Here is a 17,645-nt window from a genome sequence, read left to right as displayed (position 1 = left end):
CTTATGTATAGCTCATGGACACCAATAAAAATAGTGCGGCGATCTCCAGGATCACAAAGATGATCGTCGCCGCCCGGACCGCTGAGACGATCCCGGCGCCCCCTTCCGCGAGCGTCTGCTCCGCATCCCCGATCGTGTAGGCACCGGGCTTCTCGAGCCGGATCCCGACGCCGCCGGCGATGACGGCCATCGGGATCCCGCCGTTGAATCCCGGCCGCTTCTTCGCATCGCGCCGGAGCGCCGCATATGCCGGGGCGAACCGGCCCTTCGCCGCAAAGTAGGCGAGGAGGATGAGGCCGGTCACCCGCGCCGGGATGAAGTTTGCAACATCGTCGGCGCGGGCGGAGAACCACCCGATCCGGGCCCGCTCGTCGCGGTAGCCGAGCATCGCGTCCAGGGTGTTGACCGCCCGGAAGGCTGCGGCCCCGGCGAGCCCGAAGAGCCCGAAGTAGAAGAGCGGGGAGATGATGCTGTCGACCAGGTTCTCGGTCATCGACTCGTAGGCGGCCGAGAGGACGTGCTCGGCGTCAAGGCGCGCCGTATCCCGGCTCACCATCATCCCGACCGTCGAGCGGCCCGCATCGATGCTCTCGCTCTCGAGCGCCCGCACTACCGCGGCGGCATGCTCCTCGAGCGCCCGCCAGGCGAGACAGGCCTTGAGGAGGAAGGGCGCGAGGAGGAGGTAGAGGTACCAGGGGGCGGCGAGTTCTACGAGCGCGAAGGGTACGGCGAAGAGCGCGACGGTCGCGAGGGCCCCCGCGACCCCGGCAATCCGCTGGATGCGGGCCGGATACCGTGCCGGGACACCCCACCACCCGATGAACCGGCCGAGGAGCGCCACCGGATGGTAACGTGAGTGCGGGTCGCCGACCAGCCGGTCCACCAGCAGCGACGCGGCGACTACGACCGCTGCCGCAACCATGCGAGGATGACCCCGAGGAGGAGCGCCGCGAACGCAGCGGCGTTTAAGAGATCAACCCGGTAGACCAGCCACAGCCCGTAGAGCACCAGGGCGGCGGCGGTGAGGAGAAGGGCCGGGGCGGACGACCGCCACCGTAGCGATCTCGCGGGAACGGCGGGAGTTTCCAGAGTCTCGGCGGGTTCGGGCTCCGGTGCCGCCCGGTCCCTGACGACGACCCGGAACTCCGCCTTTTTAGCGCCGTATCCGGCGATGACCTCGATATTGAAGGTACCGGGGTAGACGTTCTCCCGGATGGGGATGGCGAACTCCTCGGGCCCGTTCACGTAGAGGTTCTCGTGGAAGAAGCCGGTGAAGGCCGAAGAGTTCGAGGAGGCGAGGGTGATGTGCAACGGCGATCCGTGGTTGACGATCCACAGAACGAGGTCGCTCCCCGGCGTTGCCTCGACCTCGTCCGGAACCTCGATGGAGTTAATCCCCCGGCGGTTGAGATGGATCTCCGTCATCGGCGCAATCAGTCCTCGCAGACAGTCTCCGGGAGGAGGTTCGGGATGCCCTCGCTGATGGGGTAGTCGACGCGGCACGCCGCGCACCGGAGCGTCCCCTCCAGCACCTCCTCGCCGCTCTCCTCGGTCACGGTCAGGTCGAGCTCGCCCTTGCAGACCGGACAGCAGAGTATCTCCATCAGGTTCTTCCTCATAGTTCGCTCCTGAGATCGATGATCTGGGACATCTCGGGACCCGTCGAGATCAGGGTGACGGGTTTGCCGATGTCCTTTTCGGCCTGCGCGATGAAGTCCCGTGCCGTCTTCGTCAGCTGGTCGTACTTCGTCGCGCCGAAACAGGCCGGGTCGACCCGGTCGATGCCGGTGATTGCCGCCTGGGTGCAGCCGTTGATCATCGCCGAGTACCGCGCCATCTTCCCGTCCCAGGTGCCGATGCGGCGCTGGCGATGGGTGACGGTGCCGAACTCCTCGATACCGAGCTCGTGCGACCGCTCCATCGTCATCTCGGTGGAGAAGGGGCCCTCCCCGACCCGGGTCGGATAGGCCTTGAAGACGACGATGACGTCGTCGATCCGGGTCGGGCCGACGCCGTTGTCCGCGGCGATCTGCGACGCGGAGGTGTCCTTGCTCGTCACGAACGGGTAGGTCCCGAAGTAGAGCGAGATCCCGAATCCCTGGGTCCCCTCGAGGAGAACCACCTCGTCGTCATCGATGGCCCGGTTGACGTCCTCGGCCACGTCGGTGATGAAACCCGCAAGCTCCGGGACGTCCTTCGCCTGCCGCGACGTCCGGAGAACGCGGTCCGCGTTCGCCGGGCCGCACCCGGTGCCGGTGCTCCCGATCTTCTTACTGAGGTGCTCGCTTCCCCTGTCCCGCGCGATGTGCTCCTCCTCGATGATACCGCACCGCCCATCGACAAAGATCCTGTCCCGGACGCCGACCAGGTCGACTTCCCGCAGAAAGACACGAGGATCGACGAGCACGCCGCTCCCGATCATGAGGCTCGCTTCCGGGTAGACGAACCCCGAGGGAACCATCCGAACTCCGTACTCCTTCTCTCCGATGCGGACGGTGTGCCCTGCGTTCGGGCCGACCCCGCCCCGGGAGATGATGGATGGTCTGTCCTGGTGAGCGATGTGGGCTACGATCTTTCCTTTTCCCTCGTCACCAAAGAACCCGCCGACGATAATAGTACAACTCATTGTTCTATCAAGTAGGATGGAGCGATACATGCTGATAAACGTTACAATGCAGTACCGGGAGAACGGTCGTCTCGTTTAAAGGCAACCGGATTTCAGCGACCCCTGCATCCACCGCACCATCGTTCCGCGCCCCGGAAAAGAGGCTCGGGACCGACCCGGGCCGGGCGGGGCGCCGGCGCCGCACCGCGATATTCGCGTATATCCCGGATCTCCCGCGGCAACAGTCATTGCATGGCAGCCCTGGCCTGTGCGGATCATCCCGGACACGATCACCGTCGGGATCATGACCCCTTCATTTCCAGTGGAATTTTCGCCCCGGGAGCATCACCGGCTGACGCATCGAGTTTTTCCTCCGGTGCGGGATGCCGACATGTACCCAGATCATTTCGCCGGAACGCGGCTGTGAGCCCTAAGATCTGCCCCGGGTTTCGAGGATAGAGCATGTATGACCGGTACAGGCGCACCGGGATCCCGACCGGCCAAAATCCCCGAATAAATCCACATCTCCAGTGGAAATAAAGGGGTTCTCCATCCGTCATTCCTCTGTCGGACATCAGGCTGTCGGTTGCCCGGGCAGCGATCTCGGATAAAAGGGTTTTGATTTTCGTTTGAAGATATTTATGGAGGTATTTTTATTTTAACGATTCCAAAAAGGTTCCCATCCGGGAGAGAGCCTCCTTGAGATCGTCCCGCGAGACGGCGTAGGCGCACCGCACGTGCCCGGCGCCGGAGGGGCCGAGGGCGCTCCCCGGGACGACCGCGACGTGCTGCTCGCGTAAAAGCCCCTCCGCAAACTCGACATCGGTCATGCCGGTGCTCTCCACCGATGGGAAAGCGTAGAACGCACCCTTCGGGACGTGGCAGGTAAGGCCGAGGTTGTTCAGCCCGTCGACGAAGAGATTGCGCCGGAGACGGTACTCCCGGACCATGGCGTCCTTCTCGGCCTCCCCGATCCGGAGCGCTTCGTACGCCGCGATCTGGCCCATGACGGGGGCGCAGAGCGCGACGTACTGGTGAATCTTCAACGCCGCCGCGGTGATCTCGGGCGGGGCGCAGAGGTAGCCGATCCGCCACCCGGTCATGGCGAAGGCCTTCGAGAACCCGTTCAGGGTGATCGTCCGGTCCCGGAGTTCCGGGAGCCGTGCCGGCGAGAAGTGGTCGCCGTCGTAGGTGAGCTCGGCGTAAACCTCGTCGCTGATGAGGAGGAGGTCGTGGTCGACGAGGAGATCGGCGATGCCGCGCCAGTCCCTCTCCTCCATCACCCCGCCGGTGGGGTTGTTCGGGAAGTTTGCAATCAGCGCCTTCGTCTTCGGGGTGATGCTCTCCGCGAGCGCGTCGGCCGTCAGCCGGAACTCGTCTTTCGCCCGGCAGAGGACGGGCACCGGGATTCCACCGGCAAGGGAGACGCAGGGGTTGTAGGAGACGTAACAGGGCTCGGCGACCAGGATCTCGTCACCGGGATCCGTGACGGCCCGGATGGAAATATCGGCCGCTTCCGAGACGCCGCAGGTGACGATCATCTCCGCTTCGGGATCGTAACGGGTGGAGAAGCGGGTATCGAGGTAGCGGCTGATAGCGTCCCGGAGCTGGGGCGTCCCCTTGTTCGAGGTGTACGCGGTCGATCCCTGCTCGATCGAGTAGATGGACGCCTCGCAGACGCACCAGGGGGTCACGAAGTCAGGTTCGCCGACGCCCAGGGATATGACGTCTTCCATCGTCTGGGCGATATCAAAGAACTTGCGGATACCCGATGGAGGTATGGCGCGGGCCCGTTTCGAGACGAAGTCCCTCATGCACCTCACCTCAGAACGAGTAGGGGAGACGCTCGACCTCTTCGCGCCCGGCGAAGGCGGTCCCGTTCTCCTTGTAGGTCTTCATGATGATGTGCGTCGCCGTCTCGCGGATCCGGTCCATCGGGGCGATCTGCTCGGAGACAAACCGCGCGATCTCGTGCATGCTCGGCCCGGTGACCAGGAGCTGGAGGTCGTACGCGCCGGTCATCAGGCGGAGCGACCGGACCTGCGGGAACCGGGCGATCCGCTCGGCAATCCGGTCGTAGCCGAAGTCCCGCTCGGGCGAGACTTTGAGCTCGATCACCGCAGCGACGTTTCCGTCGCCGGCCCGCTCCCAGTCGACGACCGCCCCGTAGCGGCGGACGACCCCGTCCGTTTCCAGCCGGCCGATCCGGTCTTTTACGTCCTCTTCGCTCATCTCGGCCAGCACCGCAAGTTCGCTTAGGGGGGTGCGGCAGTTCTCCTCCAGGAGGTGGAGGAGGATACGGTCCTTCTCGTCCATAGTTTCACCTGAACATTGCTCTCAGTCGGTTGATATCGAGTTTCTTGAGCCTTTCGTCATCGAGCCTCGGGTCGCGCGTGACGACCTCCTCGATCTTGCTCGTCGTTGCGTCGAACCACATCTCCTTCGTCCGGCCGTAGCGGCCCCGCGATATGACCCGGGTGTTGATGACGCCGAGCATGTTGAGTTCGGAGATGAGGTCGGTGATCCGGCGGTGCGTCAGAACGTCGAGATCGATGATCCGGGCGATCTCGCGGTAGACCACCGTGACCTCGCCGCTCGTGAAGATCCGTTTGCCCATCTGCTCCAGGATCAGCATCGCGTAGAGAACCGCCTTGCTCTGGGTCGGGAGGGTGGAGATGCACTCGACCATGCTGTCGGTCTCGATCTTCTCCTGGGCCATCCGGACGTGCTTCTCGGTCACGCCCGCGGCGTTCTCGCGGTCCGCGAGTTCGCCCGAGACCCGGAGGAGATCGAGCGCCCGCCGTGCGTCGCCGTGCTCCTGGGCCGCGAGCGCCGCACAGAGCGGGATGACCGTCTCGTCGAGCGCGCCGTCGACGAACGCCATATCCGCCCTCTGCTGGAGGATGTCGCAGAGCTGCGGGGCGTTGTAGGGGGGGAAGACGATCTCCTCTTCGGAGAGCGAAGAGAGGACACGGGGGTCCAGGAAATCGGTGAACCGGAGATCGTTCGAGATCCCGATGATGCTCACCTTCGCAAACTTGAGGTCGGAGTTGATCCGGGTGAGGTTGTAGAGGGTGTCGTCGCCGCTCTTCTTCACGAGTTTGTCGATCTCGTCGAGGATGATGACCATGACCCCGCCGATGCTCTCGAGCTGGTTTTTGAGCTCCATGTAGACCTGGTCGGTCGGCCACCCGGTCATCGGGATGACTGTCCGGGGGGTGTCGCTCGGGTGATCGTCGGCGTCGTCGAGACCGTTCGCGATCTGGGCGAGGACCCGGTATTGGGTGTCGATCACCTCGCAGTTGAGGTGGACGATCCTGCACTTCGTCCCGGCGAGGACGCTCGCGTTCTCAAGTTCCGTCCCGACGTACCGGGCTGATGCGGTCTTTCCGGTCCCGGTCTTGCCGTAGATGAGAATGTTTGAGGGAGTCTCATTCGTAAGGGCAGGTGCGAGAATGGAGGCGAGTTCGTCGATCTGGGGCTTCCGGTGAGGAAGGATCTGGGGACGATAGTTGTGACGGAGCACTTCCCTATTCTTGAATATACGTCTATTGGTCAGGTATTTTTTGAATAACCCCATTGGGCTCGTTTTATCGTCCGACATGGTGTCACCGGGGAGGTCAGCAGGACACGAAATTTTCGTGTCGAGGTCTCTTAATATGATCGCTTTAGGGACTGATAACCCCTTCGTTTCCAGTGGAACTCTAGACACCGGATCACCAGGAGATCCCGACAACCCGGTCAGGTTAAGAGGGAGGGGGAAGGGAACTGATGGGATCGCCCCGACCCCTTTGTTTCGAGTGGAAACCTGATGACGATACACGGGTGTATCGTTCGTTCAAAAACTGATGACAATAGTCATGTGTACCTCTGCAACTCAAGATATAAAGTTTTATCGTATAAGTACAGAGAAAAGAAAACGCAAAAATCAGGGATAAAACAGATTATAGGAGGGAAAGAAGAGATTAAAAGGATAATAAAGGGATAAAAGTGGCAGAAAAGCATAATGGAGAGATTAGAAAGTTTTATTTGTAAAAAAAACGGTAATAAGGAGTTTAATGGAAAATAGACAGTAGAGATGTAACGAGAACAGATAGCCCTGGAACAGTTCACCCAGCCAGAGATCCAATCACATCTCCTGCCTGATCACCGTTCCGATCCACTTCTTCTCAACTTCATTCCTTCTCTCCCGGCCTCATCTCATCCCATCTCCTTCCAACCCCGTCCTGTTACGTTCCATCCTGACCTGAATCCACTCATCTTCGCCTTGATCCGACCTATCCCGCTCTATTCTATCCGCTCATCTTCGCCTTGATCCGACCTATCCCGCTCTATTCTATCCACTCATCTTCGCCTTGATCCGACCTGTCCCGATCCATTCCATCCACTCATCTTCGCCTTGATCCGACCTATCCCGCTCCATTCCATCCACTCATCCTCATGAGAGCGATCTCGTCAATTCCCCCTGATCGACGAGTTTCTTCTCCGGAAACCCTGTATTCCGGCTCCTCTCCTCTCCACCCTCTCCGTCTCCCGGCCCGCAGCGCCCTCTCTTTCTCCACACGAAACAAAGGGGTCGGGGATTGAACTCCCTAAAACAGGGGATAGAATGAAGTAAAATACGTGATACAGGGGTACTGGAAGATCCTATGGACAGCAGCCATCATAAACAGCTCACCGTGACCGGTGCCGTCATCACCGTCTCCTCGACCCGGAAACCCGAGACCGACGCCAGCGGGAAGGCGCTCACCGACCTCCTAGCGGCCGCAGAGATCGAGGTGACTCACTACGCGATCGTTCCCGACGACCGGGAACGGATCCGCGCCGAGGTCCGCGCGGCGCTTTCGCGTGCAACCTGTGTCATCGTTACCGGGGGCACCGGGCTCACCGCCGACGACGTGACCATCGAAGCCGTCGCGCCGCTCCTTGAAAAGACGATCGATGGATTCGGGGAACTCTTCCGGCTGAAGAGTTACGAAGAGATCGGGACGGCCGCGATCCTCTCGCGGGCGATCGCCGGGGTCGTCGGCGGCCGTGCGATCTTCTGCATCCCGGGATCGACGAAGGCGGTCACCCTCGCCGCAAACGAGATCATCATCCCCGAGATCCGGCACATCCTGACCCACGCCGGGGCCGGTCAGCGGTAGTGCGCCGTTTTACCTGCGAAGGGTAGCGGCAAAGTCTCACGCGAAACCGCGAAAAAGAAATTTGTCTAAGTCAGCGGTAGACGTCGAGGAGCGCCACCCGTTCGAGAACGAGTTCGCGGAACCGCTCCTCGCCGACCACGGCAACCTCCTCGGGGGTGATCGCGAAGAGTTCCGCAAGAAGCGCCCGCTTCGCGGGATCGATCTCCTCCCAGTCATCGTCGACGAACCGGACAAGGCCGGCCAGCCGGTCCCGGACGCCGGGCGCCGGCGGGCAGACGGCGACGTATGAGCGGTTCTCGCCCGGGTGAATCCCGAACGACGAGGCCACCTGGCACTGCCGGGTTCCCGCGGCGTAGAGGAGCGCCTCCATCTCAAGCGAGTTCGCGATCGGCTCGCCGCCGGCCCAGGACCGCCGGGCGTGCCGGAGCGCCGCCTCGACATGATCCCGTCCGGCCAGACGGTCGGCGTCGAAGAGGATGATGTGGGTCTCAAACTCGTCGGCGATTGTTCGGATCTCCTGGAGAAAGGCGGCGTTGTCGTCGACCGTGAAGACCGCCCGGTAGATCTCGCATGGTAACTCTCTTTCTGTCATATTCATTCACCTGAACCGGGAGAGGGTCGACTGCTCCTCGCCGGACTCCGCGATCTCCTCCCGTCTTCCCTCGAGCTGATCGAATATCTGGGCGGCGATCCCCTGCCCGAGGATCTTTCCGACCTTTTCGGATCCCGCCTCCCGGAGCGCCTCGATCGAGCCGATACCGTTGTTGAAGAGCCGGCGGGCCCGGACGCGCCCGATCCCGCGGAGTTTGATGAGCGGCAGGAGTTCCTTCTTGATCCCGTGCTTGGTCCGGAGCTCCATCTCCTCGATGGGGCCCGCGAGGTGCGGGGAAAAGAGCCCGGCGAGGTGGCGGCTCGCGTGAACCAGCCAGGCCACGCTCTCTACCATCCCGTAGACGTCGCCCGGCCCGACACCGTAGCGCTCGCAGATCACGTCTTCCCCCACCTCGTCCGCCCAGTCGGCGAGGAGGAGCGCGGTCTTGAGGCTCCGGTCGAACTCCTCGCCCGCGTCCCAGGGGATCTCCATCCAGAGTTCGTCCCGGTGGTCGGCGAGGAACCGGTCGAGGGCGTACATGTCGTTTTTGCGGACAAAGAGCGTCGGCATATCCGGCGTCGTGCAGAGGAGGTGGAGGAAGCCGATATCGGTATACCCCTTCCGGTGCGTCATCGCGTTCACGATCACCTCGGCGCTCCGGGGATCGATGTAGAGCCGGGAGACGAGCGACCCGTACTCGGTCGTCTCGAGCCACTCCCCCACCTCGGTGATCATCTCCGCTTCCCGCAGGAACTCGAGGACCCGGTCGACCGCCCGTTTCAGCGCACGCGGGCTCTCGCCCTGGTAGGCGTAGAACGTCCCGTCCATGAACCCGAGCACCTCGCCTGTCTCGCGGGCGAACCCGGTCGCGATGAGCGAGAGGACGTGGGTGCAGAGGACCGCCTCTTCCGCGCACCGGCTCCGGACGTCCTCTGCCATCGCCTCGATGTAGTAGTCGAAGAGCTCGTCGACCATCTCCTCGGACTTCGCGATCAGGACGGCCTCCCCGTAGGGGTCGAGGCGCGGTCGCCCGGCCCGCCCGGCCATCTGCCGGTACTCCCGGACCGGGATCGGCATCATCCCCTCCCCGGCGTTGAACCGGAGGTAGTCGCGGACGATCACCCGCCGGGCGGGGAGGTTCAGGCCGGCCGCAAGCGTCGGGGTGGAGGAGATGACCTTGATCTGCCCCTCACGGAAACCTTGTTCGACGATCCGCCGCTCCTCCCGTGAGAGCCCTGCGTGGTGGAACGCCGCTCCCTGCGCGACGCAGGCGGCGAGGGTCTTTCCCATGTCGGTCGAGGCGCTCGACCGTATCTTATCGGCGTAGCCGGCGAGGACGGGGTTTGCCAGTTTCAGGCCGGATGCCGCGCGTTTCGCGAACGCTTCGGCGTTCTTCCTCGAGCTGACGAAGACCAGGCACTGGCCGCCCTCCGCGACCGTGTCGAGGACGAGGTCCAAATCCTCGTACTTGCTCTTGCGCTCGACCTCCCGGATGCTGTCGGCAAACCGGATGCCGTCCTCGAGGAAGACTCCTTCCCGGAGATCGACCGGCCGCCACTCGCTCTCGATGAGTTCGGCGTCCAGCCACCCGGCGAGATCGGCAGGGTTCCCGATGGTCGCCGAGAGGGCGATGATCTGCATCCCGGGGTTCTTGTGGCGGAGTTTTGCGATCACCATCTCAAGCGTCGCTCCTCGCGATGGGTCGTCGATGAGGTGGACCTCGTCGACGACGAGCAGGCTGATCTCCGCGAGCCACGGCGTCCGGTTCCGCAGGAGCGAGTCCACCTTCTCGCTCGTCGCGACGATGATGTCGTTCCTCCCGAGATACTCGTCCCTTCGATCGAAGTCGCCGGTGGCGATCCCGATGCGGAGACCCTTCCCCGAGAACTCCTCGAACTTCTCGCTCGCGAGCGCTCGCAGGGGAACGATGTAGAGGCACTTGCCGCCCCTCCCCACCTGGTGGTGCATCGCCATCTCGGCGACCAGGGTCTTGCCGCTCGCGGTGGGGATGGCGACGAGGAGGTTCTTTCCCGAAAAAAGGCCCGCTTCGACGCAGGCGGCCTGCGGCGGGTAGAGTTCCGTGATCCCGCGGCGAGCGTAGCCGGCCGCGAGATCCGGCGGGATGGGGAGTTCGGCTATCTCCATGTGTACCCCTTCATTTCCACTGCAAACCGCATATCTCCAGTATCGCCATGGGCAGGGTCGGTCCGGCCCTGCCGCATCACGAGTAGTACTCCAGCATCGCCTGCTTGGCTTCCTTCTTCTTCCGGTCGAGGAAGGCGTAGACGTTCTCGTGGGGCACGCCCTGGATCAGCATCTCGATCGCCTTCCTCGCGGTCTCGACCCGGTCAGGGAGACCGATGATGGCGACGGTCTTACCCTGGACCGAGATCTCCGTGGTGGTCATATCCTCGATCTGGGCGCGGGACGTCCCCGACTTCCCGATGATCCGGCCCCGGAGCCGTTCGAGCTGCCGGGTCGTCCCCGAGAGGTCGGCAAGGTCGAGGATATCGAGCATCATATCCTCGTCGTCGAGGAGCCGGAGCGCACGCTCCGGCGAGAACCCCCGGTTGATCGCGGAGACGACGTTCGTCGCCGTCATGACGCCGACGGGATCCTCCCCCTCGAGCGTCACAAGCCCCTCCTCGCTGTCGATCCGGAGGGTTATCCCGGTCTTCTCTTCAATCTCGCGTTTTGTGGACCCGCTCTTGCCGATGAGTACACCGATCCTCGCTGCTGAAACTTTCATCTCCTGTCTGGTCATGGTTGCATCCCTTCTTCCGGTGTTCAGGGCTCCCGGCGTCCGGTGCCGACGAGCGTTTTGATGATCTCCTCTTCGTCGGCTACGTCGCAGTAGCGGGAGAAGTATCGATTGAGGTTCTTGATATCCCGGACCAGAAACGCAGACGCCCGCGGGTGATCCAGGGTGACCGCCTGTCCCATATCGATAAGGTATGGTTTCTCGTGGTAGAGGATATTGTATTCGGAGAGGTCGGCGTGAACCAGGCGCGCCTCCCGGTAGAGCCGCTCCACGTAGCCGAGGATCTCGCGGTATACCGCCCCGTAATCCTCTACCTCGGCGTTCCGGAGCTGCGGATACGGCATCTCGTCCTCGCCCAGGAACTCCATCAAGAGGATGTTTCGATCGAACGCGAGCGGTTCGGGGGCCGGGATCCCCGCTTCGTGCGCCCGGGCGAGGTTGCTGAACTCTTTCTTCGTCCAGGCAAAGATGAGGCCCTTGCGCGTCCCCCGGACGCTCGAGAACCGGCGGTCTCCCGCCAGGTACTCGGTCATCGCCTTGAAGTTCGCGGTCTGGATGCGGTATATCTTGATGGCAAGCCCCCGCCCGTCGCGCTCCCCGTAGAAGACGTTCGCCTCTTTTCCGGTGCTGATCGGCCCGCCGATGGCCGAGATCAGTTTCTTGTGGACGAGCTTGTAGAGGGCGATGAGGGTGACCTCGTCGAAGACATCGTCCCGTACCTTCACGGTATCGGCGTCTTTTATCCTGACGCCCATCGTCTCGATCTCGCGGTCGAACCGCTCGTACTCTTCACCGCGGCCCACGGCCGGATCACCTGCTAAAGACGTAATCGTGTACGGGGGCGAGGATATCGATGAGGTGGGCGGCCGCCGCCGTCTTCAGGTCCAGCGGGTGGATCTCGCCCGCGGCGTAGGCACGCTCGAGGTCCTCGTAGGCGGCAAACTCCCGGTCGCCGCCGAACTTCGCGGGCCGGCGGATGGCGACCGCATCCGTCCGGGGGAATACGTGGTAGCGCAGGATCTCGAGCACCGGATTGTTCTCGACTTCCGGCGGGCAGAACGCCTTTTTCATCTTCTTCTTGATATCCTCCTCGGAGTCGGCGACCGATATGACGTTTCCGGCCGACGACGACATCTTCTTTCCGTCGAGGCCGTTGATGATCGGCGTATGAATGCAGACCGGCGCCGGATACCCGATCGACGGGAGGTGTTCCCGCGCAAGCATGTGAATCTTTCGCTGGTCGATCCCGCCGACGGCGGCGTCAACCTCAAGTGTCGCGATATCGACCATCTGCATGATGGGATAGACCATCTGCGAGACCGTCGGGTTGTCCATCTGCCGCCCGACCTCGTCCATGCTCCTCTTCGCCCGGTTGAGGGTGATCGCCTGGGAGAGTTTGAGGACGGCAAGCTCGTACTCCGGCGTGAGCTGCACGTCCGTGCCGAGGACGTATTTTGCGCCGCGGAGGCCGAGCCCCTCGAAACAGCGGCGGTTGTACTCGGCCGTCTCCCGGATCTCTTCCATGGTTCCCTTGCGGTTCAAGAACGCGTGGAGGTCGGCGATGAGCACGGTCACCTCGAACCCCGCCTGCTGCAGGTCCATCAGCTTGTTCACCGTCACCATGTGGCCGAGGTGGATCTCTCCGCTCGGCTCGTAGCCGGTGTAGACCCGCCTGACCGGACGGTCGATGAGCGCACGCAGTTCCTCGTCGGTGACGACCTCTACGGTATTCCGGGTCGCCAGTTCGTACGGATCCATTAAAAATAGTGGGTCTGCCGGGGAGTTAATCCTTCTTCCTCCCCCGTTCTCCGTTCACCCGATAGCGACGAGACCGAGTGCTTCGTTGGTCATCCGGATGGACTCTTGTGGATCTTTTACCGTTCCCATCAGGGCGCGGATGCAGTCGATGTTCTCGGGGACGACGTCGGCCTCCTGGTGGATCGCCTGGAAGCAGTAGAACTCCTTGCCATCGAGGATCGAGACCGACTCCTCGAAGACCCCGTTCTCCCAGAGATCCGTCCTCGGCCGGCCGAGATCCTGGGTGTACTCCCGGAGCTGGGCGTTGCTCTTGATCCCGGTGGCCTTGCGGACGAGCCCGATCCTGCTGTGGTTCTCAAAGACCTTCAGCACCTCTTCGCGGGTGGTCTCCTTCTTCAAGTCCATCTGGATGCTGTGCATGTGCATGAAGGTCGTCGGGACGATCATCGCGAGGGTGACGATGTTGATGTGCGGGAGGACGGTGTTGACGTCGGGACCGTGGTGGCTCGGGATGGTCGCCGGGTTGAGGACGATCGCGTCCACCGGGCCTCTCTTCACGTCGTCGGGGTCCGCCGCCCGCCGGACCATCACCGCCCGGACCCGCGCGACGCCGAAGGCCTGGTCCAGAGCGTGGATGATCCGGACGAGCCCGGTGGAGTTGCACGAGACGACCCGGGCGAACTGGTGCTTTTCGGCCTCTTTATAGTTCGCGTGGGCGTTGAACGAGAACCCGGCGACCTCGTGATCCTCTCCGCCCTGAAATATTGCCTTTTTGCCGAGGCGCTCGTAGATCGGTCGGTTCTTCTCGCCGACGCCGCCGGGAGTGGCGTCCACGACGATATCGGCGGCCTTGAGCATCGCCTCGACGTCGCCGGCGACCTCGATCCCGGCCTTCTCGAACGTCTCCCTCTTTGAAAGGTCCGCGATGTAGAGGGGGTACCCGCGCTCTTTTGCGATGTACGCCTCAGCAGAGACGCTCGTCTTAGAGACCCCGATAACTTCCATATCGGGCTGTGCGGCGACCGCATCGGCGACCCGTTTGCCGATGGTGCCGAACCCGTTGATTGCGACTTTGATCATGCAAGATGGAATACAGAACAAAAATTAATAAAGGTTGCTGGTTCGCAGATAGAAAGATCATTAGAAACTCTTATCGGAAACGGGCTCTTCCGGATACCGACAATACCCTGAACTCCCCGCAAAAGGAGCGAACGGAACCTCAAGATATAACCACGGCAGGGTTCGCGCGGGCCCGGGAACGGCAGGACGGTTCCTGCCGCCTCTCTTCTCCGCCCCCCTCCCCCGGGGCAGGGGCGCGGTGCGGCAGGACTTATATCCGATCGAGGCGATGGAGGTATGTTCATGGTTCAGCAGCCCGTCCTTGCAACCGACCGCCTGCTCCTGCGGCCGTATACCATGGCAGATGCCCGTGCGGTGCAGCGGCTTTGCGGAGACTACGCCGTCTCCGCGGCGACCCTTCTCCCCCACCCCTATCCGGACGGCCTCGCCGAGGTCTGGATCGCCTCGCTCAGTGAAGGCGCCGAACGCGGCGAGGCCGCGGCGTTCGCCGTCACCCTTGCCCGGGACGGGACACTCATCGGCGGTACCCGTCTCCGGATCGAGACCGATCACGCCCGCGGCGAGCTCGGGTTCTGGATTGCGAAATACTGCTGGGGCCGGGGCTACGCCACCGAGGCCGTCCGTGCGGTGATCGAGTACGGGTTCTCGGCCCTCGGGCTGCACCGGATCCATGCCATGCACTTCTCCCGCAACCCCGCATCGGGCCGGGTGATGGCGAAGTGCGGGATGGTGCACGAAGGCCGGTTCCGCGGGCACATACTAAAATGGGGCATATATGAGGACGTCGATGTCTGGGGGATTCTCAGCGCGCAGGTCGATCTTACCGGAACACATACTTCTCCGGTGCTGTCAGGGGTGCCCGTATGACCGGACAGCCCGCCCTCGCGACCGACCGCCTGCTCCTGCGGCCGTTCACCCTCGCGGATGCCCCGGAGGTGCAGCGGATTGCCGGCGACTACGATATCGCGTCCCGCACCCTCGATATACCCTACCCTTACCTCGACGGAGTGGCGGAGACCTGGATCGCCACCCTCGGGCCCGGGTTCGGGCAGGGGGTTCAGATCGTCTACGCCGTCACCCGCCGCGGCGATCCGGGTCTCGTGGGCGCGGTCGGGTTCGTAGGGATCGACCACAGTCACGGGCGGGCGGAGCTCGGGTTCTGGATTGCGAAATCCTGCTGGGGCAAAGGGTATGCCACCGAGGCAGCCCGTGCGGTGATCGAGTACGGGTTCTCGGTCCTCGGGCTGCACCGGGTCTACGCCACGCACTTCTCCCGCAACCCGGCCTCGGGCCGGGTGATGGCGAAGTGCGGGATGGCGCACGAGGCGCATCTCCGGGAGCACGCGAGGAAATGGGGGGTCTTTGAGGACGTCGAGGTCTGGGGAATTCTCAGCGGCGATTGGCGGGAGCGGTGCACGGCCCCGGCGATCCGGGAGTGCCGGGAGCATTGAACCCGCGGGTTCAACCTTCGAACTTCCGCCGTACGGGAAATATAGTGAACTACCCCGCCCTGAAGGGCGGGGCTTCCTGCTTCATGGACAACACTTGCATCACAGAGATGTGATGTAGCGGTATCGTCTCCACAGGCTCGAAGGGCTGTTCCATCCCCACGCGGTGAATATTCACCGCAGCATTGTGATCTCGATCAGCAACAAACCCACAGTATGGGCATTCATGAACTCTCTCAGAGAGCGTTTTTTTCACAATGCTTCCGCAGTTCGAGCATATCTGTGATGTATTCCGGGGATCGACTTTGACAAGGTTCGTACCAGCACTTTCAGCCTTGCACGCGAGGTAAGAATAGAATCGTCCCCATGAAGCATCATGGATACTCCTGTGTAGTCCCGGAGAGTTACCTTTCTCCTTCAGACCTTTGATATCCAGGTCTTCGACGCAGATCGTCGCATAAGTGTCAACGTACCGGCGGGAGAGTTTGTGCAGGAAATCTCCCTTCTGGTTCGTGATACGATCATAAACCTTCTCCAGTTTGCTTTTTGCCTTCGTCCAGTTCTTTGAGAACCGTTTTTTTCGAGCAATGCTCTGCTGGATCTTCTTGATTTTCTTCAGCGAGTACTCATAGAACCGGGGATTCTCGATCATTGCACCGTCACTATCGGCTGCAAACGAGGTCAGACCGAGATCGATCCCGACCGATCGTCCCTCTCTCTTCGGTTCGGAGACCTCTTGCTCTGCCTGAACGATCACATACCATCGATCCCCGCGACGGGTGATCAAGACGCCCTTCACCGTGCCAGCGTACGGGCGGTGCATTGTGAACGGAATCGCTCCGATCTTCGAGAACGTGATCGTGCCGTGTTCCCGGTCGATCTTGAACCCAGACTGGTTGTAGTTGAGCGTCCGATACCGGAATGCACTCTTGAACCGGAGTTTGCCAATCTTCCATCCTCTCTTCTTTGTCTGGGAGAGAGCAGCGATGTTACTCCAGAGGGTATAGTTCACCATCTGGAGCACTTTGGAGTACACGCCCTTCAGAAATGGATTCTCATCTTTCAGCGTGACGATCCGCGCCTGTGTTCCTCGCATCGTCGGAGTGATCCCGTGCTCCCGCGTGGTAGTACATTCTTCGAGAAGTGTGTTGTAGAGCCACCTACAGGTATCGAGCGCACTGTTCAGCCGTGTCTCGGTGGTTGCGCCGGGATACGCCCGGTACTTGTAGGAGAGGAGCATCGACGCTGTAAATACGTTGGAGGACGAGATAGACGTTATCCATGCGGGGTGAAAGTGAATTGGGAAGGGGGCCCCGCTTTCATCCCCGGCCTGAAGACCGGTGACTTCCCGCTCCGCCCCCTTCACCCCCGAAAGTTAAACCCCGGTGCGATGGTGTAATGGGGAATGTGGGCGGGGTTCGCCCCCCACTCTGTTGTCGCCCCCGCCGAAGGCTGCCCGCCTGTTTGAAGGATTTTCTGGACTCTTATCTCTCGAAAAAGACGGCGTAGCCCCGGCGCCCTCCTTCGGTGGCGGTTCTGAGGACGTGGACGTCCTTCTCCCGGCGCTCCAGTTGCTGGGCGTAGGTCTTTGCGGTCTGCTGGGTCTCGTAGAGCCGGTCGGCGTAGTACTCTCTTCCGTCGATGACCCGTCGCTGCCGTATCCCGATCCAATCGGCCCCTGACCTCCGATCCATAGTTTATCGTTGCAGCGGACGGGCGATAGTTGTTGTGCATCGCTCCGCCGGGAGCGATCGCCGGACTCTAAGGCGCCTGCGCCTTCTGTTCCGCCCAGTAAGCCTCCGCTTCCTCCTCCATCTCCTCGAGCCGGTCGTAGTAGTCCGGAAACTCGTTTAAGTGCGCAAGCGCTATCTTTGCCGTCAGGAAGAGGTCGTCGTCGGTGACGTTCGTCGCCGGGTCGCGGAGGCCGTGTTCGAGTTCCACGACCATGCCCCGCCGGAACTGTTCGACGTCGAACTCCTCCCAGGTGATGCCGAGGTGCGCGCCCATCGCCCTGGCTTCATCCGCGGTTACGTCTCTTCGTGCCATGTGGGTCACGGGGAGGTGGGTCTTCGAGGTTATGAGCCTGACGGTGGCGTGAGACGGACGGGTCGAAGCCTCCTTCTCGCCCCGGCGAGCACGATACCTGCGGAGAACCATGTTTCGCCCCGGTTGTTCTCTTCATGGTCGCCTGGACGGCCGGGGTGCTCGCGTTGCTCACCCCATCACCGCGCGGCGGATGCCCCGCAACTCTTAT

The 17,645-nt window shown here is 62.3% G+C and carries 19 protein-coding genes; 3 read left to right on the top strand and 16 right to left on the bottom strand.

Features of this window, described 5'->3' with window-relative positions; all coding sequences use genetic code 11:
* Position 1: 1 nt before the first annotated feature.
* The 7 genes from cbiB to MchiMG62_RS01090 form a co-directional block, all read right to left on the bottom strand.
* Entirely contained in the window at positions 2-922 is a 921-nt protein-coding gene (gene cbiB, locus MchiMG62_RS01120) for an adenosylcobinamide-phosphate synthase CbiB (RefSeq protein WP_221057524.1), read from the bottom strand.
* Positions 901-1,425, bottom strand: coding sequence for a DUF7524 family protein (locus MchiMG62_RS01115; RefSeq protein ID WP_221057523.1), 525 nt, complete (start codon positions 1,423-1,425; stop codon positions 901-903). The genes cbiB and MchiMG62_RS01115 overlap by 22 nt, the downstream gene beginning before the upstream one ends.
* An 8-nt stretch (positions 1,426-1,433) precedes the next feature.
* On the bottom strand, positions 1,434-1,619 hold the full coding sequence (locus MchiMG62_RS01110) for a methytransferase partner Trm112 (RefSeq protein ID WP_221057522.1): 186 nt from the start codon (positions 1,617-1,619) through the stop codon (positions 1,434-1,436).
* Positions 1,616-2,626: an adenylosuccinate synthetase gene (locus MchiMG62_RS01105; protein WP_221057521.1), complete on the bottom strand. Its 1,011-nt coding sequence runs from the start codon at positions 2,624-2,626 to the stop codon at positions 1,616-1,618. The genes MchiMG62_RS01110 and MchiMG62_RS01105 overlap by 4 nt, the downstream gene beginning before the upstream one ends.
* Before the next feature lie 632 nt (positions 2,627-3,258).
* A complete protein-coding gene (locus MchiMG62_RS01100; RefSeq protein ID WP_221057520.1) occupies positions 3,259-4,419 on the bottom strand; it encodes an aminotransferase class I/II-fold pyridoxal phosphate-dependent enzyme in 1,161 nt (386 codons plus the stop codon).
* Positions 4,420-4,429: 10 nt separating this feature from the next.
* Positions 4,430-4,921 (bottom strand): Lrp/AsnC family transcriptional regulator, encoded by a 492-nt coding sequence (locus MchiMG62_RS01095; RefSeq protein ID WP_221057519.1) that lies wholly within the window; start codon positions 4,919-4,921, stop codon positions 4,430-4,432.
* A gap of 4 nt (positions 4,922-4,925) precedes the next feature.
* Positions 4,926-6,209, bottom strand: coding sequence for an ORC1-type DNA replication protein (locus MchiMG62_RS01090; RefSeq protein ID WP_221057518.1), 1,284 nt, complete (start codon positions 6,207-6,209; stop codon positions 4,926-4,928).
* Between the two features lie 1,045 nt (positions 6,210-7,254).
* On the opposite strand from MchiMG62_RS01090, the gene MchiMG62_RS01085 reads away from it, so the two are divergent.
* Entirely contained in the window at positions 7,255-7,752 is a 498-nt protein-coding gene (locus tag MchiMG62_RS01085; protein WP_221057517.1) for a MogA/MoaB family molybdenum cofactor biosynthesis protein, read from the top strand.
* Between the two features lie 70 nt (positions 7,753-7,822).
* On the opposite strand, the gene cgi121 is transcribed toward MchiMG62_RS01085, so the two are convergent.
* The 6 genes from cgi121 to MchiMG62_RS01055 form a co-directional block, all read right to left on the bottom strand.
* Positions 7,823-8,344 carry a KEOPS complex subunit Cgi121 gene (gene cgi121 / locus MchiMG62_RS01080; protein ID WP_221057516.1) on the bottom strand — a complete coding sequence of 174 codons (522 nt, stop codon included), beginning with the start codon at positions 8,342-8,344 and terminating at the stop codon, positions 7,823-7,825.
* A 6-nt stretch (positions 8,345-8,350) separates the two neighbouring features.
* Entirely contained in the window at positions 8,351-10,489 is a 2,139-nt protein-coding gene (locus MchiMG62_RS01075) for an ATP-dependent DNA helicase (RefSeq protein WP_221057515.1), read from the bottom strand.
* 76 nt (positions 10,490-10,565) lie between these two features.
* Positions 10,566-11,108: a 16S rRNA 3'-interacting factor aDim2p gene (locus tag MchiMG62_RS01070; RefSeq protein WP_221057514.1), complete on the bottom strand. Its 543-nt coding sequence runs from the start codon at positions 11,106-11,108 to the stop codon at positions 10,566-10,568.
* A 23-nt stretch (positions 11,109-11,131) separates the two neighbouring features.
* Positions 11,132-11,908 (bottom strand): serine protein kinase RIO, encoded by a 777-nt coding sequence (locus MchiMG62_RS01065; protein WP_221057513.1) that lies wholly within the window; start codon positions 11,906-11,908, stop codon positions 11,132-11,134.
* A 7-nt stretch (positions 11,909-11,915) separates the two neighbouring features.
* The gene (locus MchiMG62_RS01060; RefSeq protein WP_221057512.1) at positions 11,916-12,863 is read right to left on the bottom strand and encodes a tyrosine--tRNA ligase; all 948 of its coding nucleotides are present in this window, start codon (positions 12,861-12,863) and stop codon (positions 11,916-11,918) included.
* A 54-nt stretch (positions 12,864-12,917) separates the two neighbouring features.
* Positions 12,918-13,943, bottom strand: coding sequence for a type II glyceraldehyde-3-phosphate dehydrogenase (locus tag MchiMG62_RS01055; RefSeq protein WP_221057511.1), 1,026 nt, complete (start codon positions 13,941-13,943; stop codon positions 12,918-12,920).
* 282 nt (positions 13,944-14,225) lie between these two features.
* Here MchiMG62_RS01055 and MchiMG62_RS01050 point away from each other — a divergent pair, with 282 nt between their 5' ends.
* Together MchiMG62_RS01050 and MchiMG62_RS01045 are read left to right on the top strand one after the other, a co-directional pair.
* Positions 14,226-14,810 carry a GNAT family N-acetyltransferase gene (locus MchiMG62_RS01050; protein ID WP_221057510.1) on the top strand — a complete coding sequence of 195 codons (585 nt, stop codon included), beginning with the start codon at positions 14,226-14,228 and terminating at the stop codon, positions 14,808-14,810.
* Positions 14,807-15,394 carry a GNAT family N-acetyltransferase gene (locus MchiMG62_RS01045; protein ID WP_221057509.1) on the top strand — a complete coding sequence of 196 codons (588 nt, stop codon included), beginning with the start codon at positions 14,807-14,809 and terminating at the stop codon, positions 15,392-15,394. Before MchiMG62_RS01050 ends, MchiMG62_RS01045 begins: the two co-directional genes overlap by 4 nt.
* A gap of 49 nt (positions 15,395-15,443) precedes the next feature.
* On the opposite strand, the gene MchiMG62_RS01040 is transcribed toward MchiMG62_RS01045, so the two are convergent.
* From MchiMG62_RS01040 to MchiMG62_RS01030, 3 genes are all read right to left on the bottom strand, one after another.
* The gene (locus MchiMG62_RS01040) at positions 15,444-16,631 is read right to left on the bottom strand and encodes an RNA-guided endonuclease InsQ/TnpB family protein (RefSeq protein ID WP_221057508.1); all 1,188 of its coding nucleotides are present in this window, start codon (positions 16,629-16,631) and stop codon (positions 15,444-15,446) included.
* Positions 16,632-16,875: 244 nt separating this feature from the next.
* Positions 16,876-17,085, bottom strand: coding sequence for a hypothetical protein (locus tag MchiMG62_RS01035; RefSeq protein WP_074369135.1), 210 nt, complete (start codon positions 17,083-17,085; stop codon positions 16,876-16,878).
* 67 nt (positions 17,086-17,152) lie between these two features.
* The gene (locus tag MchiMG62_RS01030) at positions 17,153-17,548 is read right to left on the bottom strand and encodes a DUF5661 family protein (RefSeq protein ID WP_244987748.1); all 396 of its coding nucleotides are present in this window, start codon (positions 17,546-17,548) and stop codon (positions 17,153-17,155) included.
* Positions 17,549-17,645 lie beyond the last annotated feature (97 nt).

It is taken from the genome of Methanoculleus chikugoensis, assembly GCF_019669965.1.
In the GTDB taxonomy this organism is placed as follows: Archaea; Halobacteriota; Methanomicrobia; order Methanomicrobiales; family Methanoculleaceae; genus Methanoculleus; species Methanoculleus chikugoensis.
Note: the sequence above shows the minus strand (reverse complement) of the source record. Positions and strands in the feature narration are given on the sequence as shown.